17 protein-coding genes and 1 pseudogene are annotated in these 22,571 nt (G+C 66.5%); 9 read left to right on the forward strand and 9 right to left on the reverse strand.

Annotated features, from left to right (window positions below):
• Positions 1–8: 8 nt before the first annotated feature.
• Both C487_RS07625 and C487_RS07630 read right to left on the reverse strand, forming a co-directional pair.
• The gene (locus C487_RS07625; protein ID WP_006185137.1) at positions 9–3,944 is read right to left on the reverse strand and encodes a S8 family serine peptidase; all 3,936 of its coding nucleotides are present in this window, start codon (positions 3,942–3,944) and stop codon (positions 9–11) included.
• A 380-nt stretch (positions 3,945–4,324) separates the two neighbouring features.
• Positions 4,325–5,068, reverse strand: coding sequence for a DNA polymerase sliding clamp (locus C487_RS07630; RefSeq protein ID WP_006185138.1), 744 nt, complete (start codon positions 5,066–5,068; stop codon positions 4,325–4,327).
• A 287-nt stretch (positions 5,069–5,355) separates the two neighbouring features.
• Between C487_RS07630 and C487_RS07635 the strand changes: the two genes are divergently transcribed.
• Complete coding sequence (locus tag C487_RS07635; protein WP_006185139.1) at positions 5,356–6,357, forward strand: arsenic resistance protein; 1,002 nt, start codon at positions 5,356–5,358, stop codon at positions 6,355–6,357.
• A 175-nt stretch (positions 6,358–6,532) separates the two neighbouring features.
• The gene (locus C487_RS07640; RefSeq protein WP_006185140.1) at positions 6,533–7,306 is read left to right on the forward strand and encodes a 23S rRNA (uridine(2552)-2'-O)-methyltransferase; all 774 of its coding nucleotides are present in this window, start codon (positions 6,533–6,535) and stop codon (positions 7,304–7,306) included.
• A 62-nt stretch (positions 7,307–7,368) separates the two neighbouring features.
• On the opposite strand, the gene C487_RS07645 is transcribed toward C487_RS07640, so the two are convergent.
• Both C487_RS07645 and C487_RS07650 read right to left on the reverse strand, forming a co-directional pair.
• Complete coding sequence (locus C487_RS07645) at positions 7,369–7,545, reverse strand: hypothetical protein (RefSeq protein WP_006185141.1); 177 nt, start codon at positions 7,543–7,545, stop codon at positions 7,369–7,371.
• Between the two features lie 184 nt (positions 7,546–7,729).
• Positions 7,730–10,066, reverse strand: a complete 2,337-nt coding sequence (locus tag C487_RS07650; RefSeq protein ID WP_006185142.1) for a twin-arginine translocase subunit TatC — start codon at positions 10,064–10,066, stop codon at positions 7,730–7,732.
• Positions 10,067–10,207: 141 nt separating this feature from the next.
• On the opposite strand from C487_RS07650, the gene tatC reads away from it, so the two are divergent.
• The 4 genes and pseudogenes from tatC to C487_RS07670 all read left to right on the forward strand — a co-directional run bounded on the left by tatC (position 10,208) and on the right by C487_RS07670 (position 16,361).
• Positions 10,208–11,176: a twin-arginine translocase subunit TatC gene (gene tatC, locus C487_RS07655; protein ID WP_006185143.1), complete on the forward strand. Its 969-nt coding sequence runs from the start codon at positions 10,208–10,210 to the stop codon at positions 11,174–11,176.
• Between the two features lie 349 nt (positions 11,177–11,525).
• A pseudogene (gene nasA / locus C487_RS07660) lies at positions 11,526–13,639 on the forward strand (assimilatory nitrate reductase NasA).
• A 446-nt stretch (positions 13,640–14,085) separates the two neighbouring features.
• Positions 14,086–15,993, forward strand: coding sequence for a nitrite/sulfite reductase (locus tag C487_RS07665; protein ID WP_006185145.1), 1,908 nt, complete (start codon positions 14,086–14,088; stop codon positions 15,991–15,993).
• Between the two features lie 83 nt (positions 15,994–16,076).
• Entirely contained in the window at positions 16,077–16,361 is a 285-nt protein-coding gene (locus C487_RS07670; protein WP_006185146.1) for an amphi-Trp domain-containing protein, read from the forward strand.
• A 64-nt stretch (positions 16,362–16,425) separates the two neighbouring features.
• Here C487_RS07670 and C487_RS07675 read toward each other — a convergent pair whose 3' ends face one another.
• A complete protein-coding gene (locus C487_RS07675; RefSeq protein WP_006185147.1) occupies positions 16,426–16,782 on the reverse strand; it encodes a hypothetical protein in 357 nt (118 codons plus the stop codon).
• Positions 16,783–17,258: 476 nt separating this feature from the next.
• On the opposite strand from C487_RS07675, the gene C487_RS07680 reads away from it, so the two are divergent.
• Entirely contained in the window at positions 17,259–17,828 is a 570-nt protein-coding gene (locus C487_RS07680) for a hypothetical protein (RefSeq protein ID WP_006185148.1), read from the forward strand.
• 61 nt (positions 17,829–17,889) lie between these two features.
• On the opposite strand, the gene C487_RS21470 is transcribed toward C487_RS07680, so the two are convergent.
• Both C487_RS21470 and C487_RS07690 read right to left on the reverse strand, forming a co-directional pair.
• The gene (locus tag C487_RS21470) at positions 17,890–18,105 is read right to left on the reverse strand and encodes a hypothetical protein (RefSeq protein ID WP_006185149.1); all 216 of its coding nucleotides are present in this window, start codon (positions 18,103–18,105) and stop codon (positions 17,890–17,892) included.
• Positions 18,102–18,590 (reverse strand): YIP1 family protein, encoded by a 489-nt coding sequence (locus C487_RS07690; protein WP_006185150.1) that lies wholly within the window; start codon positions 18,588–18,590, stop codon positions 18,102–18,104. The genes C487_RS21470 and C487_RS07690 overlap by 4 nt, the downstream gene beginning before the upstream one ends.
• Positions 18,591–18,722: 132 nt before the next feature.
• Here C487_RS07690 and C487_RS20795 point away from each other — a divergent pair, with 132 nt between their 5' ends.
• A complete protein-coding gene (locus tag C487_RS20795; RefSeq protein ID WP_006185151.1) occupies positions 18,723–18,950 on the forward strand; it encodes a hypothetical protein in 228 nt (75 codons plus the stop codon).
• 37 nt (positions 18,951–18,987) lie between these two features.
• Here the strand turns inward: C487_RS20795 and C487_RS07700 are convergent, their stop codons facing one another.
• Positions 18,988–19,947, reverse strand: coding sequence for a DUF368 domain-containing protein (locus C487_RS07700; protein ID WP_006185152.1), 960 nt, complete (start codon positions 19,945–19,947; stop codon positions 18,988–18,990).
• 321 nt (positions 19,948–20,268) lie between these two features.
• On the opposite strand from C487_RS07700, the gene C487_RS07705 reads away from it, so the two are divergent.
• Entirely contained in the window at positions 20,269–22,275 is a 2,007-nt protein-coding gene (locus C487_RS07705) for a MutS-related protein (protein ID WP_006185153.1), read from the forward strand.
• Positions 22,276–22,298: 23 nt separating this feature from the next.
• Here the strand turns inward: C487_RS07705 and C487_RS07710 are convergent, their stop codons facing one another.
• Entirely contained in the window at positions 22,299–22,550 is a 252-nt protein-coding gene (locus C487_RS07710; RefSeq protein ID WP_006185154.1) for a hypothetical protein, read from the reverse strand.
• Positions 22,551–22,571: the final 21 nt, after the last annotated feature.

The raw sequence follows: 22,571 nt of genomic DNA on the forward strand, positions 1-22,571 counted from the left end.
GACGGGGATTACGCGGCGCTCGGTGTCGGCGAGACAGGTTGTTCGCTCGGTGGGGCCACGAGCTCGCTCCCACCGTCGGTCTCATCGTTGACCGTGACGGTTCGGAGCACGCGGTCGTCCGCGGTGAAGACGCCGATCCGACTGGTTCCGGTGGCCTGTTCGTCGAGTACTTCGGACTCGATCTCGAGCGTCGTCGTCTCGCCGGCTTCGAGATCGACGACCGTACTATTGATCGAGACGATATCGTCGGCCAGCCGTGCCCGCTTCCCGTCTTCGAGACCCGGACCGAACTCGACGTCGACGATCTGTGACGCCCGTTCGGTGCCCCGGTTCTCGAGTTCGTACGTGACCGTGTACTCGTCGCCGATGTCGAGATCCGTCTCGTTCACGGAGACAGCCGTGATATCGAAGAACGCGTTCGACTCGAGTGCGATAGTTTCGCTCTCGTCCAGACGAACGGTCTTCTGTTCGAAGTCCTCGGCGGTGACGGTCACCTCCTGTTCGATGTCGGTCGGGAGTGCCGGGAGCGTGAAGGTCCCGTCGGCTCCGGTCGTCGCCGAGACGGTGGTGTTGGTCACGTGAACGGTTGCCCCTGCGACGGGCGCACCGTCGGCGCGCCGCTGGACGGTCCCCGTCCGTCGTTCGGCGTCGATCTCGAGGTCTTCGTAGGCCGCGTCGAGCGTCGTTCCCTCGGCGACGGTGGGCTCGAGTTGGCCGTCCTTCGTCGCGAACACGAGGTAGCCGGAGAACGGACTAACTGCGTTGGTGGTCTCGTCGAAGAGCTCGATACCGTCGAACTCGCTCTCGGGAACCATCTTCGAGTCGGGGGCCCGCTGAACCCGGGTCACGCTCCGGATGGCGTCCGAATCGTGATCGAACGCCGCCTCGGGGTCGTCGTAGACGGGCGGCGCGACGAAGTTCCAGCCCCGCTCGATGTCGCGCGGTTCGGTCACTCCGTCGCCGGTACCGGGTGTCCCGGCTATTTCGACGGTCATCGTCGTGTCTTCGACCGGACGAACGAGGAGCGCGTCGAGCGGCTCGACTTCGTCGTCCCGGCTCGGTTGCTCCCAGCCCTTCGTCGTTTCATTGTACATCAAGACCATGGCGTTGGTCCCGTTCGGAACCACGTCACCGACAGTGCCGCCCTCGACCGGGCCCGGCAGCCCGACGGAGTAGACCCTCCCGCCCTCCATCGAGAGTTCGAACGTCGGATCGCTGCCGACCGTGAGATTCCGTTCGATCGGGTCGAGGTCCTCGTTGAACCGGGCCGTCGTGCTCGTCGGTCCGTAGCTAGTCGCGTTCGCAGTGACCGTCCACTCGCCGGGCGCGTCGACGATGACGGCGTACTCGCCGGCGCTATCGGTGACGGCACTGACCCGTCTGTCGCCGTTCGTCGCCGTGATCTCGATGCCGGGCAGTGGGTTGCCCGTGTCCGCGTCGGTCACCGTGCCGGCGAGTTCGCCGCCGACGATTTCGGTGGTGAACTGCTCCTCCTGGATCGGTGCCAGCGTGCCGTCGAGGAGCACGAACCGGTGGTCGACGGTCTCGCCGGTGTCGGCGATGTACGACCACGGCGTCGGCGTGCCGTCACCGTACGAGAGGGTTCGATTGTACGTCGTGGTTTCGCCCGGCTCGAGTTCGAACTCCTCGGAAGCGAAGTCCCCGATCGGCGTCTTCCAGACCACGGTGCCGTTCTGGGTGACTTCATCGTCCGTATTCTTGACGACGACTTCACCCGGTGCGATCTGCTCGCTGGCCAGCGCCTCCTCGACGATGTCCGTCTCGACGATCCGAAGGGGGTCGGCCTCGGTGACCTCGGTGACGACGGTCGTCGGCCCGGTCGTGACCGTCTCGGTCGTCCCGTCGCTCCCGACGAACGTGTGTTCGAGCACGATCGTTTCGCCCGCGGTGTCCGCTCCGTCGACTGTCACCTCGAGCGTCGCGGGCGTCGCGGTCATCGGTTCGTCGAACGTAACGGTGTCGCCCAGCACGTCGGATTCGATGCCGGCGAGGTCGACGGTCACGTTCGCCTCGTCGACCGTCGATTCGTTACTCAGTTCGACGGTGAGTGCCTCTGCGTGGGCGACATTGACCGCAACGTCGGCCGTCTGTCCCGCTTCGAGTTCGCTGGGTTGTCCTTGCCCGACCTCGAGAGCGAACTGCTCGTCGAGGACGATATCCCGTTCGACCGATCCGCTCGCATCGACCGTGGCCGTCGCATTCTCGTAGCCGAACGCGCCGGCGGCGGTTACGTTGTATCGGCCCTCGGTCACGTCGAACGCGAAGGTTCCGTCGGCGGCGTACTGTGTCCGATCCGCGTCGTGGATCGTAACTGACGGGCCGCTCCCGTCGGGCACGTCCTCCGAGCGATCCGTGATCGGGGTCCCGTCGCCGTCGACTACGGTTCCCTCGATCCGGCCGTCGTCCGCCAGCGCTGCGGACGCTGCGTACGCATCGATGATGCCGTACCCGTACCGGACGTCGCGTTCGGTATCGGTGTACAGGGTCTCGTACTGCGCGTCGCTCACCGCCTTCGCGTCCGCGGCGACCTGCTTACTGATCCGATCGGGAGCGGGCTTCGTCGCCGTCTCCTCGAGGAGCGTTTTGATCTCGGCTGGATCGTCGGCACCCTGAGCGGCCAGGAGCGCGGCCACCCCGCTGGTATGTGGCGCGGCCATACTGGTGCCGGACAGTTCCGCGTAGGCGTCGTCGCCGCCGGTGTCGGAACTCCGGACGTCCACGCCGGGGGCGGAGACGTCCGGCGTCACGTACGTCTCGGGCCAGTCGTCCGGCGCGACCGGGCCCCAGTCCTCGTCGGTGGCCACCGTCCCACCGGTCGAGAAGTCGGCAATCTGCTCGTTCGCGTCCGTCGCACCGATCGCCAGCGCGTCGTAGACGTTCGCCGGCGTTCCTTCGGACGCCGGGCCGTCGTTGCCGGCGGAACTGACGACGAGCGTCCCCGCCATCTGCGCGTTTCGGATCACGTCGACGTAGATCGCCGCGAACCCGCTCCCGCCGAGGCTGAAGTTTGCCACGTCGGCGTCCTGCTCGACCGCTTCCTGTAGTCCGGCGACGATCGCCGCGAGCGTTGTCGACTCCCGATCGGGCATCCCCGGGAAGACGCCGATCGGGATCAGTTCCGCGTCGGGTGCGACGCCGATCCGCTGGCCGTCGGCGTCACCGCCCAGGATCGTCCCGGCGACGTGGGTACCGTGCCCGTTCCGATCGTAGGGCTCGCTCTCGATTTCGCTGCCGTCGAAGTCGAACTCCGCCCAGTTGTCCGCGACGTCCTTCCGGTCCGCGAACTGCTCGTGGGACGCCGTTAGTCCGGTGTCGACGACGGCGACCGAGACGCCCTCACCGGTCGCGTCGAACTCCTCCCACACCGCGGGCGCGTTCACCTGATCGAGGCCGTAGGTGACCTCGCCGTCGGCGGGCGACCCGTTGGTCACGGTCGGTTCGCCGAGTTCGACCTCGTAGTTCGGGTGGAGTTCGGTCACTCCGTCGACCCGCGCGAGGTCCGTGAGATCGACCCGCGTCGTGTCGATTTCGACGAGGGCCGCGTTCGTGAGCCAGAACTCGGTGACGATTTCGACGCCAGCGACGCCGTCGGCATACGTCTCGAGGGGCCGCTGTGTCGCGGCTGCCTCCCGCTTGAGCGCGGTCGCGCTCGCGGCGTCAGTTGCGGTTGCGAACTCCGATACCTCGGCGTCCATGCGTACGAACACCTCGACGGTGTCCGCCGCGGCCGCTGACTGCTCGAGTTCGGACTCGATCCGAACGTCCGTTCCTGACTGTGTCTGTACATCCGAAACCGTGAGCGCGTCTTCGTCCGTCCCGGTACTCGCATCCGTGAGGCTTCCCGTTGCCGCGACGACTGGTGACGTCACCAGCAACAGCGTCATCAGCGCCACGAATACGGTCGGTCGACTGGGGCCGTTCATCGTTACGGTTGGCAACCGACATTACTAAAAGCAATAAAAGTATGCAATCCGGAATTATAAGATTCTAATTCAATCAGCTACAGAAGTGTATACTATCCGCTTTGGCGAATCCCGGTGGTGGCCGATACGGGCACGCTTACCCGCGCCTATCGGAGCGGCCCCGTCCAAGCGACAGTCGCCGCGTCACCGAGAGGCCGGATCGCCACCCGGGACACACAGGCTTCCCTCGAGCGGTGTCGAGCGCCGACACGCCGGGCATCACATCCGCTCTCGAACGGCCGGGACGGGCGGCCTGGAGAAGACCGACGCACTCGGTCGCTACCGCTCGAGACATCGGTTCTCACGGGAAAATCGGCGCTACTGCTCGAACGGTGCGTTCGTCAGTCGCTCTGGATTCGCGGTGCGAGCATGTACGTGACCTGTCCCTGCCCCTCCCCGAACCCGAAGTAGATCTTGACGGGGAACTCCTCGCCGAGGTCAAGCGTGACCTCGGTGTCCCTTGGAATCGCCTTGTTCATGTCTTTGAGATAGTCCAGCGAGAACAGCGAGTGTGCGGGGCCGATCTGCAGGTCGATCAGATCGTCCTGGGTGAGTTCGAGGTGTACGTCGTCGGTATCGCCCTCCGCATCGACGTAAAAGTACTCCTCGGTCTCGTCGACGCCGAGCGCGATGTGATCGGAGACCATGTCGGCGGCGGTCACCGAGCGGTTGACATCGTTGCCCTCGAGGACGACCTCCGCGGGTAGATCGAGGTCCGGAATGTCCGGCTCCTGGCGGATCGAATCGGGATCGATGAGCGCAAGCGTGTACTCGAGCCCGTCGATCTGGATGTGGAGTTTGCGGGTCTCCTCGTCGAGTTCGAGCTGGATGAGTTGGCCGGAATCGGCCATGCCAGCGATATCCTCGAGCCGCGAGAGGTCGACACCGATCAGCCCGCCGTCCGCTTCGTAGGACTCGAACGCAGCCGCATCGAGCGAGAGGTCGACCATCCCGACGTTCGCCGGATCGACGGCCCGGATCTCCAGCCCGTCTTCCTCGAGGTGAATCTTGCACTCGTCGACCAACACGCTCACCGAATCGAGCGCGCTGGTGAGCGTTTCGGCGCTCACGATGGCCTTGAACATATAGGTCGGCGTACGGACGGTCGACATAAAAAGCCACCCTTTACGCGCGGCCCTGCTCGAGGTCGCTCTCGACTCGTGATCGGCGGCGGACCGACAGCCCGCACCGCCTCGAGTCGCGGCCCGTCCGGACGGGCCGCGAGACGATCGGAACCACCGACACGGTTTCGACACGACCCCCAACCTCGTCGTGCGAGTCGGTGTGGCTCGGCTATCAGTGGCTCCTATACGACGGTGCCCCGCCGCCGGAGACCACGGTGTTTTCCCGCTCACGACCCAATCCACGTCACATGATCGGTCCGCGTTGGCTCCGGCGACACCAGATCGCCCTTTACGCGATCGCCGTCCTCCTCGCGCTCGGGGTCGGACTCGGGGCACCCGCCACCGCGTCGTTCTTCGAGCGGCTCATCACGCCCGTGCTGGCGGTTCTCCTGTACGTGACCTTCCTCGAGGTTCCGTTTGTCCGGTTCAGTCGCGCTTTCACGAACGGCCGGTTTATGGCCGCCGCCCTCGGGATGAACTTCGTCGTCGTGCCGGCGGTCGTCTACGGGCTGACTCGCGTCCTCCCGCACGAACCCGTCCTCCTCGTCGGCGCGTTCATGGTGTTGCTGACGCCGTGTATCGACTACGTCATCGCGTTTACCGACCTCGCGGACGGCGACGCCGAGCAGATCACCGCCGCGACGCCGGCGCTGTTGATCGTTCAATTGCTCCTGTTACCGGCGTATCTCTGGCTGTTCATGGGCGGTCAAATCGCCGACATCGTCGATCCCGGGCCGTTCGTGGAGGCCTTCGCGACGCTCATCGTGCTGCCGTTGACGCTGGCGTGGCTGACCGAGGCGTGGGCAGCCCGCGCCGATCCGGGGCGTCGCTTCCAGTCGGCGATGGGTTGGCTGCCCGTCCCGATGATGGCGGCGACGCTGCTGGTCGTCATCGCCTCGCAACTGCCCCGCGTGCAGGACTCCATCGACCGCATCGCATCGGTCGTCCCCGTTTACGTCGCGTTTCTCGTCGTGATGCCGTTGCTCGGCCGGTTCGCGGCCGACCGCCTGGGAATGGCGACCGGCGAGGCCCGCGCGCTCGTGTTCACGGCGACGACGCGGAACTCGCTCGTCGTGTTGCCCCTCGCGCTCGCGTTGCCGGCGGGCTACGAACTCGCGCCCGCGGTCGTCGTGACCCAGACGCTCGTCGAACTAGCCGGGATGGTCGTCCTCACGCGTGCGGTGCCGGCGTGGCTCGTCCCCGAGGAACCGAGCGACGCGTTCGGACGGTCCGTTCTGCGCAACGACTGAAACCGCGGTCGGGCCGCTGACCCCGTCGGCGCGCTCGCTCCCCGGCCGCGCACGCGAGTTGCGTCAGCCCTTTCACCGCACGACGCATTTCTCAGGGTATGATTGACGCGCACTCTCGTACGACGAGACGGACGACGAGGAGACCGAAAACGCCACGAACGCCGGGAGGGATGCCATGACGCGCGATCACTACTACAACAAGGCGAAACAGGAAGGTTACCGGTCACGGGCAGCCTACAAGCTCAAACAGCTCGACGCCCTCGAGAACGTCATCGACCGCGGCGACACCGTTGTCGACCTCGGGGCCGCACCCGGCGGGTGGCTCGAGGTGGCCGCCGAGGAAGTCGGCCCCGAGGGGAACGTCATCGGCGTCGACTTCCAGCGGATCGACGACTTCGCTGACCACGACACCGTCGAGACGCTCCGCGGGGACATGACCGAGGACAAGACCCGCAAGCGGGTCGTCGACGCCGCCGGCGGACCCGTCGACGTAGTCGTGTCGGACATGGCACCTAACATGTCCGGCGAGTACTCGCTGGACCAGGCCCGTTCGCTGCACCTCGCGCGGCAGGCCTTCCAGACCGCCCTCGAACTCCTCGACAGCGGCGGCGACTTCGTCGTGAAGGTCTTCGAAGGGCCGGACGTCGACGACTTCCGGGCCGATGTCGAAGCGGAGTTCCAGTACGTTCGCGCGACCTCGCCGAAAGCCAGCCGCGACGAGTCCTCCGAAATCTACTTCATCGGGAAGGGCCGGCTCACTGCCCCGGTACGGTCGGGCGACGAACTCGAGGTCGAGATCGAAAGCGTCGGGGACGAGGGCGACGGCATCGCGTCCGTCGACGGCTACCGGCTGTTCGTGTCCGGGGCCGACGAAGGGGAGACGGTCGAGGTGCGCGTCGAAGACGTCAAGCCGAACTTCGGGTTCGCCCAGCGACTCGATCAGGATTGAAGCCGTGCCCCGCCGGTCGTCCCGCTCGTGCCGCGTGCTCCCGTTTCGGCCGCTGACGACCGCTATTCTTGCTCCCCGAGGCGGTCGTGTCGTTTGTCGATCTCGTCTAGGATATCCAGATTCTTCCTGATCGAGGATCGAATCGCGTCGCTGCGGTTGACGAACTTGCCGTCGTCGCCGACGTGATCGTCCAGATCGTCGAGGAGTTCCTGTGGGATTTCGACGCTGATCTTGGGCATCAGTCTGGCTGGGCGTTCGCAAGTCGCCGACTTAACAGTAGTCACTCGCACGGGTTCGGCAGCCGGCTTCGCCGTCGGGCGACCGCTCACTGCACCGGCGGCCGCCTGGGCTCCACATCACACCGAACGGGACTCCCAACTGGCACGTATCTCGAGCCGACCGTCACAGAAGGCGTGGGAGCCGTTACTCCGTGGCAGCGACGCCGGTGTCCTCGGCATCGGGCTCGGCTGCCGATCCGCCACCGCCGCCGAACAGCCGTCCGCCGGCGGTCAACACGTAGAGGATGGCGAGCCCGAGCAGGTAGGTGAGCGAGATCGGAATGGCGAACAGCAACATCATGAGGATTCCCTTCGGGCTGAAGAAGGCGGCGACGACGAAGATGCCGACCACAACCGGCCGCCAGCGCTCGAGCATCGAGCGGTAGCTGACGATGCCGCCGACGTGGAACAGGGCCATCGTGACGATGATGTTCAACAGGAAGCCGATGCCGACGGTGGTGAAGAGCACGAGCCAGAAGAAGCTCTTGATCCGGTAGGAGATGACCATCTGGTTACGGAGCCCATCCGAAACGAGATACGAAATGATCGATGGTGCGACCCAGAAGAATCCGAGATAGGTCCCGACGGCGAAGCCGGCCAGCAGACCGCCGCCCCAGATGATGAACGTGCGACGGTCGCCGTAGACCAGGCCGCGCTCCTTGGCCGGCTCCCAGGCATAAAACAGGATCACGGGCAACGCGGCGACGAGGCCAGCGAGGGCGCTCACCTTCGCCTCGAAAATGAGCACCTCGACCGGATGCAAGGCGACGACGATATCTAACTGCTCGATGAGGCTCTGCAGGTACTCGCCATCGGGGATCGCGGTCGGATCAAAGTCTTTGCCAGCGACTTCATTGAGCACGTCTCGAGGTACTTGAGCGAGGAAGAGTTTGAATATCTCCTTGATGCCGCCCGAGTACAGCCAGAAGAAGGTCCCTCCCATGACGACCATGAAGAGCCCGACGATGCGGAACACCTTCGAGGTGAGGCTGTTGAAGATGAAGGCGATGTCGTAGGCGTAGCCGCCGATGTCGTCCTCGGTCGTCTCGTCCTCGGTGAACGGATCGAGCATGCCGGCGGCGGTGCTCGCGACGAAGCCACCCTCGTCCTCCTGGCTCCCCGCCGCTCCCGTCGCGGCCGCGCCTCCCGCTGCTGCCGCCGACTCGTCGTCCATCTCCTCGATCGTGTCGAACCGGTCGAGGATCGCCTCGGCTTTCGCCCGGTCGTCGTCGTACATGGCCTGCCGGGAGTATTCGAGGGCCTGATCCTCGCTCATCGTCCGGAAGACCTGCGTCGACACGTCCTCGATGTCCTCGACCGCGAGCGTCTCGAAGTCGACGTCTTCGTGGGAGTCGGCCCGTCGAATGTCGTCCTGTCGCGGGTAAACGGGCTGTTGGAGCACGTGAATCGTGTAGCCGAGCAGGACGACGAAACCGACGCCGGCGGCGACGACCAGGCCGACCCCGATCTCGCCGAGGAGACCGTGTTCGATCACCATCGTCTCGAGGCCGGTCGTCCCGCTGGGTCGCAGCCACGATGGGAACGTGGGGTAGACCGACTCGCGGAGGTAGCCGAAGCCGCCTTGGCTGACCGCGGCGGTGGTCCCGAGAGCGACGACGGCGAGGACGCCGCCGAACTGGAGGAGACGGCGCTTCACGTGGGCCGTCCCCGTGCCGGGGGATTTCGCCGCGCCGCGCCGGCGGACGTTGGTGACTACCTTGGCCAGCCCGAGGCTGAACACGTAGAGGACGACCATCGGCATCGCCCACATGACCTGCGTAAACGGGTCCGGCGGCGAGAATAGAGCCCCGAAGACGACGATTCCGACGACGGCGTGTCGCCACTTGTCGCGGAAGGTCTCGTAGGGAACGATCTCGGTGTAGGACAACACGCCCATCAACAGCGGCAGCTGGGCGGCGAGGCCGAACGACAGCGTCAGCAGCGCCATGAACTCGGTGAACTCGGTAATGCCGTAGCTGGGTTTGATGCCAGCGCTGACGGCGTTTTTCGCGAGGAACCCGAAGGCGTACGGGAAGAAGATATTGTAGGCGTAGACGACGCCCGCGATGAACAACGACAGCGCCATCAGGATGAAGCCGGCGATGTAACCCTTCGAAATCGGGATGGCGCTGGTGTAGCCACGGCGGCGGAGCGCTTTCCGAGAGAAAAAGAGTAAGGCCGGAATCGCGACGATGACCCCTGTCACCATACCGATCTTCGCCTGGAGCAGGATCACTTCGAACGGCGTCCGGGTGATGACGTCGGTCGAGCCGGCGACAGTCTGGCCCATCTTGGCCGTCGCGGTCGCCTTGAGGAAGTCCCAGACGACCACGCGCAGCGCGTAGAAGGAGCCGACGAAGCCAACAAGAAAGACGATAAACACCTTCTGAAGGTGCTGTTGGGCACCCGAGAGTAGTGCGCCGATCGTCTCCCGGCCGTTGTTGAGGGCCTTGGCAGTGTCTTCGTCGACGGCAGAACTCATTGGATACACGGTAACTGACATCCAGTTATCAACCTTTCGAGTGGGTACCCGGTTCGAGGGCCGCTCGAACGACCTTCTCGCTTTTCGATGGGGGTCCGTAAGAAAAAGGCCTATAACCAGCGGCCTATCAATATCCTGTAGATGTCGGACGAACCGGACGATCGCGATGCCGAGGGCCCCCGAGAGCCGGGTGATGACCCTGACGAGCGACGGTCAGTCGCGTCCGGCTCCGATTCCGACCCCACCGATTCCGGAGACGGGCTGACTAAGATCGACGACGCGGACGGCCCCAGTCTCGAGACCGACGGCGAAGGCGTCGTCAGCGATCGGCACAACCCCGAGCCGACCTATCCCGAGCGCGACGACGATATCGGCGGAATCTCGACGCCGCCGGACGACGAGGAGATGCCGCTAGCGGACCACATCGAGGAGATGGTTCTCCGACTGGCGGTCGTCCTCCTGTTCGGTGCCGGCGGGACGGCGATCGGCCTGCTGTGGGCCTCCGATGCCATCGAATTCGTCTGGTTCACCGTCTTTCCACAGGGTGGTGACGCCCCGCCGCCACACCTCTACAACCCGCTCGAGTTGTGGTTGACGCGGATCAAGATCTCCTCGCTGTTGGGGATCATGATCGCGTTGCCGGCGTTCGTCTACGAGTGTTACCTGTTCATGCGGCCGGGACTCTACCCCAACGAGCGCAAGTACTATCTCGCGGCCGTGCCGACGAGCGTCGTGTTGGCGGCGGGCGGGATGGTGTTCTCGTACGTGCTGGTGTTGCCGCTGCTCTTCGAGTACTTCACGTACTACGCGGAGGGGAGCGCGGAGATCGCGTACGCGCTCGGTGATACGTTCAATCTGATCATCACGTTGACCGGCTTTCTCGCCATCGTCTTCCAGATCCCGCTGTTCATCATGCTGGCGATCATGATGGGCGTGACGACCCGTCGCTGGCTGGCCCAGAAGCGACTATACTTCTGGGCGGCCTTCGCCGGCCTCTCGTTTATGTTCACGATCGATCCGACGATGATGGCTCCCATCCTCGTCGCCGTCACGATGATCCTGCTGTTCGAGGGAACGTTGCTGATCCTCAAGTGGGTCGGACAGGAGTAATCGCGCGCCAGTCCCGTCCCGTTTTGCCGATGTGCGTCCCCGTACCGAGCAGCCACACCGGCAGCGATGGGGTGACCGTTCGGTCGCCGATCGGGCCGTCTCCGTCGTATAATGGCCTTATATTCCCCTTATCCGTTCGCATATCGCGGACTCCACCGCCCTCGGACTGCAAAATTCGTTATCCGTAAACGATTATGGTTTAGTAGTTGTGTCCGTTCTCCTATCCCGTGAATCAGTGAATGATAGTCAGCCGTCTTCCCTCATTCGGGTGTGGTTGTAACTCACGCATCCTCGTTCGATCCGATACGGCGGGGTGGCCGCCGTGACCGATCTCGTGCCGACCACCTGTATGCGGTGTGCGGTCGGCTGCGGGCACGTCCAGCAGGTCCCGACCGGGGGTACGGGCTCGAGAGCGTCCGCGGCGATCCCGGACACCCGGTCAATCAAGGGCTTGCGTGTCAGCGCGGCGTCAGCGAAACGGCCAGCCCGGATGGCGAGTGGCTGACCCGGCCGCTCGTTCGCGAGGATGGCGGACTCGTGCCGACGACCTGGGAAGCGGCGCTTCAGCATGCGGCCGACGGGCTCGGCACCGCGCTCGCCGACGGCGGCGACAGCGTCGCCGTGCTGGGCAGCGGGCAGCAGACGAACGAAGCCGCCTACGCCCTGGGCAAGCTCGCCCGCGGCGGCTTCGGTACGCGGTACTACGACGCCAATACGACGCTGTGTATGGCGTCGGCCGTCACAGCGTACTACGATGCGTTCGGGAGCGACGCGCCGCCGCCGACCTACGACGACATCCCCGAGGCCCAGCGCCACGTCGTCTGGGGTGCGAACCCCGCGGCCGCTCATCCGGTCATGTTCCGCTGGATCCGTCAATCGGCCCAGCGGGACGACTCCGAACTGATCGTGGTCGATCCCGTCCACAGCGAGACCGCCGCGGCCGCCGACCACCACGTCCCCCTCGAGCCCGGCGGCGACCTCGCGCTCGCCCGCGCCGTTCTCGCTCGCGTGATCGAGACGGACGGCGTCGCCGAGGACTTCGTCGCCGAGGCGACGGTCGGCTTCGACGGACTCCGCGCGGACCTCCTCGACGCGGCCGTCGCCGCCGAGATGGCGGGCGTCTCGATGGACGACGTCGACCGCCTCGCGGCGGCGCTCGAGGAGCCGACACTGCTCTACTGGGGGATGGGAATCAACCAGAGCGTCAACGGGACCGCGGCCGCGGGCGCGCTGATCGATCTGTGCCTCGCGACCGGCAACCTCCAGCCGGGTTCGGGACCGTTTTCGCTGACCGGACAGGCCAACTCGATGGGGACCCGCGTCTGCGCTTCGAAGGGAACCTGGCCGGGCCACCGGCCGTTTACGGAGGGGGACCACCGCCGGGAGGTCGCCGAGGCGTGGGACGTGCCGGTCTCGCGGTTGCCGGACGAGCCGGGCCCGGGGCCGGTCGGCATCGTCGACGCGATCGGCGACGACGTCGCGGCCGTCTACGCGGTTGCGACCAATCCCGTCGCGGGCATGCCCGATGCCGCGCGCGTCCGCGAGACGTTCGCTGACGCGTTCCTCGTCGTTCAGGACGCGTTCCACAGCGAGACGGTCGACTACGCCGATGTCGTCCTGCCCGCGGCGACGTGGGGAGAGTCCGAGGGGACGACGATCAACATGGAACGGACCGTCTCCCGGGTGCGAGCCGCGACGGAGACACCCAGCGGAGTGCGGTCGGATCTCACGCTGATCGGCCAACTCGCCGATCGCCTCGTTCCCGGGCTGTCCGACCGCCGGCCGGACCCCGAAACGGTTTTCGACGAGTTCACCGCGCTGACCGCGGGCACCCCGGCCGATTGTTCGGGGATCAGTTACGACCGTCTCGAGGCCGAGACGGCGGTCCGCTGGCCGGCACCGGATGCCGGCGCGTCGGGCGGCTACCGGTACTACGAGGCCAACGGGAACGCACCGGACGACGTCGCATCGGAATCGGTCGATCCAAGCTGGTCGTTCGACACGCAGTCGGGCCATGCGCGGTTCTCGACCGGTGAGGCCCGCCCGCTTCCAGAACCGACGGACGAGACGTACCCGTTCACGCTGACGACCGCCCGCCGCCCGGACGCGTACAACACCGGCGTTCGGACCCGCGAGGACGGACCGCCGACGGCGCGGATCAGCCCGGCGACGGCAGCAGCAGTCGCGGCTGAACTCGAGGCCAGAACTGACCGCGAGACCGGCGACACCGAGCGGTACGCTCGCGTCGTCTCTCGGCGGGCGTCGGTCACTGCCAGACTCGAGGCCGACGAGGCGATTCCTGACGGGGTCGTCTGGCTGCCGATCCACCACCCCGAGGTGAACGATCTCACGCTGTCCGATGTCGACCCGCGCTCAAACGAACCCAATTTCAAGCAGTGTGCAGTGCGCCTCGAGCCGCCGCGGGAACGGGACGTCAGGGCGGTCGCGGAAGCGAGCGCCTGAACGCCGATGACGTGATCGACCCCCGAATCAGCGTCAGACCTTTGAGTTCAGGCTTGTCCGACGATCGACTCCGCCGCTGTTTTGCGTGCCGGGTTCCGGTTTGCCCGCCTGTCGGTTCGAACCCGCTGGTGGACGCGTCCCTCGCGCGCGGCCGCCAACTCCGACCGGAACACTGCACCGACCTGCCACACGGGCGGACGAACCACGCCGGCAGCGCTTGAAATACCCAATTCCGAGCCCGTTCGACTCGCGATGTACGTCCTTATACAGACCATATCCCATTGGAGATGACACGTCCGCCCCTGAACCCGGCACAAAAACAAATATATGTAAACGATTATGGTTATATAGTTTAAGAACATGGGTTTGAAACGTGTATTACGGCATGTTTGGAAGCCAAACCCGGCGTTTCAACCCCGATCGTACGGTCGACGAGGTGGGTCCCGATGGCGCATAACAAAGAAGCGCTCAAGGAGGGCTGTTACGGCGACGACGTTCGCGAGCACATCCTCGAGTTCGCGGCGAACGGCGGCTACGAGGCCATCCCAGAGGACGAACGCGACACGTGGTTCACCCGATTCAAGTTCTGGGGGCTGTTCCACCAGCGCGACGGGCAGGAATCGTACTTCATGATGCGGCTGACTAACGCCAGCGGCGTTCTGGAGCCCGGCCAGCTCCGGGCGATCGGCGAGGTCGCCCGCGAGTACGCCAACGGCCCCGTCGCGAACCCCGAGTTCGGCAACGGCTGGATCGACCTGACGACGCGCCAGTCGGTACAACTCCACTGGCTCGAACTCGAGGGCGTCCCCGAAATCTGGGAGGAACTCGAGTCGGTCGGCGTCCACTCTCGCTCGGCGGGCGGGGACACGATGCGCAACATCTCGGGCTGTCCGCTCCACGGGAAAGCCGAAGAGTTCGTCGCGGCGGGTCCCCTGCTCGAGCGCTTCGAGGAGGAACTTCGCACGGACGACGCGCTGGCGAACATGCCCCGGAAGTTCAACATCAGCGTGTCGGGCTGTACGGTCGGCTGCGCACAGGACTCGCTCAACGACATCGGGTTCGAGCCGGCGACCAAGGAGATCGGGGTCTCCGGCGAAGCCGGAGGCTCGTCGGACTCGTCCGACGGTGGCGAGGAAGTCCGCGGGTTCAACGTCCGGATCGGCGGCGGACTCGGCGGTCGCCAGCCCCGCGCCGCGACGCCGCTCGACGTCTTTGTCCGCCCGGAGAACGCCTACGAGGTCGGCCGTGGCTTCGTCGAGTTGTATCACGACTACGGCGACCGCCAGAACCGCTCGAAGAACCGGGCGCGGTTCTTCGCCGAGGACTGGGGGATGGCAAAGATCCGCGAGACGCTCCAGGCGGAGTACGTCGACTTCGAGATGCACACCGCGGGCGAGGACGTCCGCGAGGAGTACACCTACAACGCCGGGAAACCGGTCGAGGCGGGCCAGCATGACCACGTCGGCGTCGGCGACCAGAAAGACGGGGGAAACTACGTCGGCCTGAGCGTACCCGTCGGCCGGCTCCCGGCCGAAGACGCCATCGAACTGGCCGATCTCGCCGACGAGTACGGCTCCGGCGAGGTCCGGCTCACCCGGCGTCAGAACCCCGTCATCGTCGATGTCGCGGCCGACGATCTCGAGGCCCTACTCGCGGAACCGCTGCTCGAGACGTACCCCGCCGAACCGAGCCCCTTCGAGCGCGGCGCGATGGCCTGTACGGGAACGGAATTCTGCTCGATCGCACTGACCGAGACGAAAGCGCGGATGGCCCGCATGCTGCGCTGGTTCAACGAGAACGTCGAGTTGCCCGACGACGTCGGCACGATCAAGATGCACTACTCCGGCTGTACCGCGGACTGCGGGCAGGCGATGACCGCCGATATCGGCCTACAGGGGATGCGCGCCCGCAAGGACGGCGAGATGGTCGAGGCCTTCGACATCGGCGTCGGCGGCGGCGTCGGCGAGAACCCCTCCTTCATCGACTGGGTGCAACAGCGCGTGCCGGCCGATGAAGCGCCCGGTGCGATCCGGAACCTGCTCGAGGCCTACGCGGCCCACCGGGCGTGCGAGACTCCGGAGGAGTCTCGGGAGGACGGCGACAGCGAGGCGCGAAGCGCCTCGAGCCGTGCGAGCGGGCAGGGCCCGCGAGCAGAAGCCGTCCGGGGCCAGTCGTTCCGCGAGTGGGTCGATGCCACCGCCGAGGAGCAACTCGTCGAGTTCTGTGTGCCCGAGGAGACGGACTTCGAAGCGCCCTACATGGCCGACGCCAAGCAGTCGTGGTACCCCTTCGCCGAGGGTGACTCCGCCGCGGCCCCAGCGGCCGACGACTCCGCGGCCCCATCGGACGACTGAGACGCCGACGGCTCCGCGCTCCCGCGAAACTCGGCCCGATTCTCGAGCGTGTCTTTATCTGTTCCTAGATCGTACTGTCTCCGATGCCCGAAGACGTACTCTTCAAATCGGAAACCGATCGGAGCCGAGCCGAAATCGCGTCGCTGCTCCGTCGCGTCGCGGACAACTTGGAGGACGGCGAGTCGATCACGCTCACAGCGGGGACCGACTCCGTGACGCTCGAGCCGCCCGCCCGGCCCACCTTCGAGGTCAAAGCCGAACGGGAGGGGCCGGCCGACGGCCCGGGCGAGTTGAGCGTCGAGTTCGAACTCGAGTGGGACGAAACCGACGGGACGGACGACGGCGGCGACGCGCTCGAAATCGAGTGAGGCGTCTTCGAGTCGTGTTCCGAGGTTGGGGCACGGAAACTTGCGACCGCGCTCGAGCCGGCGGTCACCGATGCTTGCGGGTCCGCTCGTAGGCGTAGTCAAGCGCGTCCTCGAGCGAGCCGGGGCCGTCGTAGCTGGCCGAGAACAGGTCCATGAAATGGCCGGCGATCCGGGTACACCGGTCGAACATCAGGACGGTTCTAACCCGGACCGTCTCGGAGAGATCGAGCCCCGGATAGCTCGTCGCCGTCAGCGCGTAGCCGGGATGATCCTCGCCATCGAGCGAGGCGGGCGCGACCTTCAGCCGCAGATCCCCTGACTCGTGGAGATACGTCCGATACTGCAGTTCCCGATCCGTGTCGGCCGGCGTGTACGTCCGGCACGTTTCGGTCGTCCACTCGGGCGGCACGTCGGTTTCCATCGATCACTGATACCGACCCTATCGATACGTTCGTATCGCAACGAGCAATATTATCGAACGAAGGTCCACACACTCTACCAATGGTGGGTTCTCCGTGCGAAACACGGTTATATTTTGGCTGCCCGTTTCTATTCGCGGCTATAATCCGACCGATCGGCGAATCCACACGCGCTCCGACAGTCCGTTCCGCCGACGGTTCCGCCATCTCCGGGAGCGCCCTCGAGTTTCGCCTCGACCGCCGTCACGAACTCGGGTCGAGTCCGACGGGCAAAAGCGCGTTGTCGTCGGCACGGTCCCGCCCTCCGGCTGTCTACCCGTGGCGCTGTCCGCGGTCGCTCGAGCCGTCGACGGCTGTTCCGATCGTCCCAGCCCCACCCGCCTCCGGCGGTCCGTTCACGGCCATGACGGGGCCACCAGTAAACAGCGTGCCGGACGGTTAAGACGGCGTCCGTGGTAGAAGTGCCATCCGGACTACTATGGCTGTCTCAGATCGATTGGGGCGACTGCGTTCGATCACTGACACGGAGGGACACACCAGCGATGTCGACGACGACTCCCGCGAGGTACACCTCGCCGACGCGGTTGCCCGCGGGATTCAGGGCGGGTTCGTTGCGACGCTGATGATGACTGCGTTCCGACTCCCGCTTCTCCGATCGCTGCCGCCGTCGGCGAACTTCTGGTCGCAGTACATCGCCGATGGCGAGCCGGACGACCACCCGGTCGCCGGTCTCGTCCTCCATCTGCTCTACGGCGTCGGCTCGGGCGCGCTCTTCGGCGGACTGTTCTCCCTGTATACCGCCGGCCGGTCCATCGAACCCGAAGGGCGCGGGCTCGTCTGGGGCTCGATCTACGGGATGGTCCTGTCCGCGTTCGGCGTACAGGTCATGCTGCACGCACTGCTCGATATCCGTCTCGAGGCCGACGAACTCGCGTTGTTTCACGCCGGCCACCTCGTATACGGGCTCTCGCTCGGTGCCTGGGTCGGGTCCCGCACCGAGGGTGTCGAGAACCCCGACCGGGAGTACGAGTACGACGACGGCAACTAACCGTCCGCCTCGCTCGGCTCGTCGTCGAGGACGGCTTCACGGTGAGTGTCACCGCGACGCTTCAGACGAGTGCCAACAGGAGCCAGATGCCAAGCGGCACGCCGACGGCCGTCGCCGCGGCCGCGCGAGAGAGGGCCGCCGCTCGTTCGAGCCCGCCGGTGAGGAGACACCACTGCCAGAGCACGGTAAGGACGGTCGCGGCCGCCACGAACGGCTCGATCGGAACGAGCGCCGACTCGAGGACCGCCACGCCCCGCTGGGGATCGGTGATGGTCACGTCCGCGATGGCGAGGCGTAACGCGAGGAGTCCGACGCCCAGCCGGCCAGCGCGACCGTCCCGCGGATGGACGGCGCGCCGCCCGCGAGTCGCGCGGCACCGAACAGGACGACGCTCCCGAGTGCCCAGAGGACGAACGGTACGATCACCGCGAATCCGAGGTAGTCAGTTACCGCCTCGGAGACGAGCATCCCGGCGTCGCGGTCGATCGTGGCGGGTTCGTCGCAATTGTCGACCGGCAGGCCGGACCCGTGTTGTTCGCAGGCCCACTCTGGGGGCCGGTCGGGGTTGTCCATCGTTACCGTCGCGTCCATCGACCCGGCGAGCATCGACCCCACCGCGACGGTCGAGAGCCCGAGGGCGACGGCCAGACCGACCACGAGAATCAGGGCGATCGGGAGCGTCGTCGCGGGGTCGTGCTCGTCGAAGAACGCAGCCGGATCGCGGAGGAACAGGGGGAACGATTGCAGGGCGGATCGAACCATCGATCCCAGCTACTAACATCGCATCAATAATGCTACTGGTCGGTCGACGGGGAGCCGACGGCGGCCCGGGCCGACCGAGACGCCGTTCGGGGTGATCCGGTCGGCGCGCCTCGAGCCGGGGCCGATCGCGTTGTGACTGCAGGGGCCGCGTCGATCCCCGCCGGAGCACTTCACGGACCTGCAACTCCTCGTGTCGATCCGGACGGCAAACGCAACAAGAACGCCCTGCGGACGGCGAAAAGCGGCGGCCACGGCGTCGGCGTGGTCGCGGACCTCGATGACGACAAGCGAGCGGCTATCGAGGCACTGATCGACGACCTCGCGAACGAACGCTTCGAATCGGTCGCGTTCGGCGACTAAGCCCGGAACTCGCTGGCAAGTCCGGGGCGAGACCCGCTTATTCCGGCTCGAACCCGCCGACCAGGTGCTCGAGGGCGAACAGGGCGATCGCGCCGAGTGCGGCCCACGCGGCCGTCAGCGCGATCGTCTCCGTGGTCCAGGCGTGCATGTCCCCGATGTTGTGCAGGGGAGCGGGGACCGAGCCGGCGATGAGACTCACCAGAAAGACGAGGGTCAGCCCGCGGTTGCGGGCCAGCGCGGTGCGGACGACGCGGGCGATCGTAACGAGGCCGACGGCACCGCCGACGACGAACAGGGCGACGGTCGTTCCCGGATCGATCACGGCCGCGACCGAGCCGCCACTGAGTAGGTCGCTGATCGCGTGGACGAACGCGCTCAACTCGCTCGAGAGGAAGACGTACTGGCCAAACAGGATCAAGAGCAGCGAGCCGGACACGCCGGGCAGAATCATCGCGCTGACCGCGATCGCGCCGGCGATGACGATGACGATGGGTCCGCTGCCGGGGAGGTGGACGACATCGGCGGCGACCAACAATGCGAGCGTCGTCCCTACGATTGCGGCACCGATACGGGTCGGCGAGTCGAACGCGAGGCTCCGGCCGAGCGTGATCGCCGAGGCGGCGATCAACCCGGTGAAGAAGCCGAACATCGCGATCGGGTTCGATTCCGCGAGCGATGAGACGAGTTCGGCGATGAGGACGACCGAGGTGATCACGCCGACGCCCAGCGGGAGCAGAAACTGCAGGTCCATTTCGAGGAGCGCTTTCCGTGCTCGTGGCCGGTTCTCGCGCCGGTAGCCACGGAGCACGGCGATCGCTCGGCGGGGCGTGAGCGCGGTGACCGCGGCGATCAGTCGGCCGTAGAAGCCAAGCAGGAGCGCGACGGTCCCGCCAGAAACGCCCGGGAGGGCGTCCGCGGCACCCATACAGAGCCCGTAGCCGTAGGTTCGCAGTAGTTCGAGGCGATCGACCGCGATGTCGGATCGCTCATACTCCATGCGTTCGCTCCTGGCATAGCTGCCTCGAGTCGCGGACGGGTCGCACTCGACGCCGCCGGGTCGCGCCCACCGGACGGGGCTGTCGTTTCGGCTGCATGCTCGAATGGGCGACGTGGGGGCGTATAAAAGTGCGACAACGCCGTCAGCGCGCGTTGCTCGTCGACCATGCTCGCGTTCCAGGCGGGTCGTCTTGGCGATCGCCGACAGCGCCGGCCGCTGTGGCGGTCGCCTCCGGGAATCATGTGCCGAGCTATCACATCGGTCACGAACCGCCGGGGCGGGAGGTTTTTCTCGCTTCGGTTTGATACGCACCTCGAGACCATGGACCTCGAGTCGATTCCGGGCGTCGGCGAGAAGACGGCCCGAGCGCTGTCCGAACTCGACGATCCCGAGCGCGCGCTGCGGACGGGCGACGTGGCGACGATCGCGACCGCGCCGGGGATTTCCCAGGGCCGGGCCGCCCGGATCGCCCGCGGCGCGATCCGACTCGAGCACGACGATCCCGGCGGCTTCCTCGCGACCGACCGCGCCCGCGAGGTCTACCGGACGGTTCGCTCGCTGCTCGAGGCGCGGACGGTCACCGACTACGCCGCCCAGCGACTCGCGACCATCTATCCGAGTCCCTGCCGGTCACGCATCGCGGAAGTGCAGGCGTTCGCCCGCGAAGCCCTCGAGCGCGATCCCGACCCCGACGTGCTCGCGGCGCTCGAGGGGGTAGCGCCGCTTCGGGAGCCGGGCGACGTGCGGGTTCGCGAGCGATGTCTGGCGACGACCGACGCCGAGCGCTACAGCGAGGCCCGGGAGATGATTCCGGAACTCTCCGTCGAGGTCGTCGAGGACGCGCAGGGGTTGGCCGAACTCGCGCGGGGGTACTCGACGGTGATCGCCCTCGACGAGTCCTTCGCCGGCGTCACCCTCGATGGGGACGTGCAGGTCCGGCCCGATGCCCTCGAGACCCCGGCCGAGGTGGTCCCCGAGCGGCCGCTCGCGTTCTTCGCGCGCAACCGCGACCGACTGCAGGCCGCCATCGCGGTCCACCGGGCCGCCGATCTCGAGGCACCCTGCGATCTCGCAGCGCTCGAGGACGGTCTCTCGCGGCTGACGGAAGACGGGACGGTCGCGGGCGACGACGAACTCGACCGGTTGACGACGGCGATCGACGACCTCGACGCGGCGGCGAGTGCGGCCGAGGGCGTCGCCAACGATCAGCTTCGGGCGGCGATCCGCGAGCAGGACGTGACGATCGAGGGGTCGGACCTGCTGTCGCTGGTCGAGCGCGGGGCCGGCGTCGACTCGCTGCTGTCCCGCGAACTCGCCGACGAGTACGCTCGCGCGGTCGCGGCGGCCCGCGACCACCTCGTCGACGCGCTCGATCTCGACCAGGGGGAAAGCGAGATCGCTCGCCGCGCGTTCAGCGACGAGCCGACGTTTCCGGTCGAGCGCGACGAGGACGTGATCGGCCGACTGCGCGAGGAGTTGACGGCGGCCAAGGAACGGCGCGCGGGCAGGCTCAAACGCGACCTCGCGGCGGACCTCGCCGACCGGCGCGAGGGGGCTCGCCGACTCGTCCGTGACGCCCTCGAACTGGATGTCGAACTCGCGATCGCCCGCTTCGCCGACGACTTCGCGTGTACGATGCCGACGGTCGTCGAACCGGCCGCTGTCGAAGACGAGACCGCCGCGGGCGTCGGCTTCGCGATCGAGGGCGGTCGCTCGCCCGTACTCGACGAACCGCTCGAGCGAATCGATCCCGTCGACTACGAGGTGTCGGGCGTCGCCCTGCTCTCGGGGGTCAACAGCGGCGGCAAGACCGCCACGCTCGATCTGGTCGCGAGCGTGGTCGTACTGGCACATATGGGATTGCCCGTCCCCGCCGAACGCGTCCGACTGCGGCGGTTCGACGATCTGCACTACCACGCGAAGACCCAGGGTACCCTGGATGCGGGAGCGTTCGAGTCGACCGTCCGGGCGTTCGCCGATCTCGCACAGGGCGGCGAGGGCTCGCTCGTCCTGGTCGACGAACTCGAGAGCATCACCGAACCCGGCGCGTCGGCGAGGATCATCGCGGGCATCCTCGAAGCGCTCTCCGAAAACGGGGCGACGGCGGTGTTCGTCTCACATCTGGCCGACGAGATCCGCGAGATGGCCGACTTCGACGTGACCGTCGACGGGATCGAAGCCGTCGGACTCGTGGATGGGGAACTCGAGGTGAATCGCTCGCCGGTCAAAGACCACCTCGCGCGGTCGACGCCGGAGTTGATCGTCGAGAAACTGGCTGGCGAACACGACAGCGCGTTCTACGGGGCCCTGCTGGAGAAGTTCGAGTAGCGGTCGCGTCTCGGCCCGGCCGACTACGGAGCCGCCGACGGATGGGGGCTCTCGCCGATCACGTCGAGCGCCCGCTCGAAGGCGGCCTCGGCGTCCTCGAACTCGCCTTCGTGCGTCCACTCCCCGTCCGGAGTGGCGGTGTAGACGTCGAACCCGCCGCCGCGGTACTCGTGGCTTTCGACGTACAGTTCCGCTTCGACCGTCCCGTCGTCGACGAGGAGCCAGATACCCAGTTCCTTGCCGCCCTCGAGATCGCGTCGCCGGGACCAGTGCATGGCTCGAGCTACGAGGCCGAA

It is taken from the genome of Natrinema pallidum DSM 3751, assembly GCF_000337615.1.
GTDB lineage: Archaea > Halobacteriota > Halobacteria > Halobacteriales > Natrialbaceae > Natrinema > Natrinema pallidum.

Coding starts and splice junctions, on each gene's coding strand:
- C487_RS07625 (WP_006185137.1), bottom strand. CDS start 3,944: ATGAACGGCCCCAGTCGACCGACCGTATTCGTGGCGCTGATGACGCTG.
- C487_RS07630 (WP_006185138.1), bottom strand. CDS start 5,068: ATGTTCAAGGCCATCGTGAGCGCCGAAACGCTCACCAGCGCGCTCGAT.
- C487_RS07635 (WP_006185139.1), top strand. CDS start 5,356: ATGATCGGTCCGCGTTGGCTCCGGCGACACCAGATCGCCCTTTACGCG.
- C487_RS07640 (WP_006185140.1), top strand. CDS start 6,533: ATGACGCGCGATCACTACTACAACAAGGCGAAACAGGAAGGTTACCGG.
- C487_RS07645 (WP_006185141.1), bottom strand. CDS start 7,545: ATGCCCAAGATCAGCGTCGAAATCCCACAGGAACTCCTCGACGATCTG.
- C487_RS07650 (WP_006185142.1), bottom strand. CDS start 10,066: ATGAGTTCTGCCGTCGACGAAGACACTGCCAAGGCCCTCAACAACGGC.
- tatC (WP_006185143.1), top strand. CDS start 10,208: ATGTCGGACGAACCGGACGATCGCGATGCCGAGGGCCCCCGAGAGCCG.
- C487_RS07665 (WP_006185145.1), top strand. CDS start 14,086: ATGGCGCATAACAAAGAAGCGCTCAAGGAGGGCTGTTACGGCGACGAC.
- C487_RS07670 (WP_006185146.1), top strand. CDS start 16,077: ATGCCCGAAGACGTACTCTTCAAATCGGAAACCGATCGGAGCCGAGCC.
- C487_RS07675 (WP_006185147.1), bottom strand. CDS start 16,782: ATGGAAACCGACGTGCCGCCCGAGTGGACGACCGAAACGTGCCGGACG.
- C487_RS07680 (WP_006185148.1), top strand. CDS start 17,259: ATGGCTGTCTCAGATCGATTGGGGCGACTGCGTTCGATCACTGACACG.
- C487_RS07690 (WP_006185150.1), bottom strand. CDS start 18,590: ATGGTTCGATCCGCCCTGCAATCGTTCCCCCTGTTCCTCCGCGATCCG.
- C487_RS07700 (WP_006185152.1), bottom strand. CDS start 19,947: ATGGAGTATGAGCGATCCGACATCGCGGTCGATCGCCTCGAACTACTG.
- C487_RS07705 (WP_006185153.1), top strand. CDS start 20,269: ATGGACCTCGAGTCGATTCCGGGCGTCGGCGAGAAGACGGCCCGAGCG.
- C487_RS07710 (WP_006185154.1), bottom strand. CDS start 22,550: ATGCACTGGTCCCGGCGACGCGATCTCGAGGGCGGCAAGGAACTGGGT.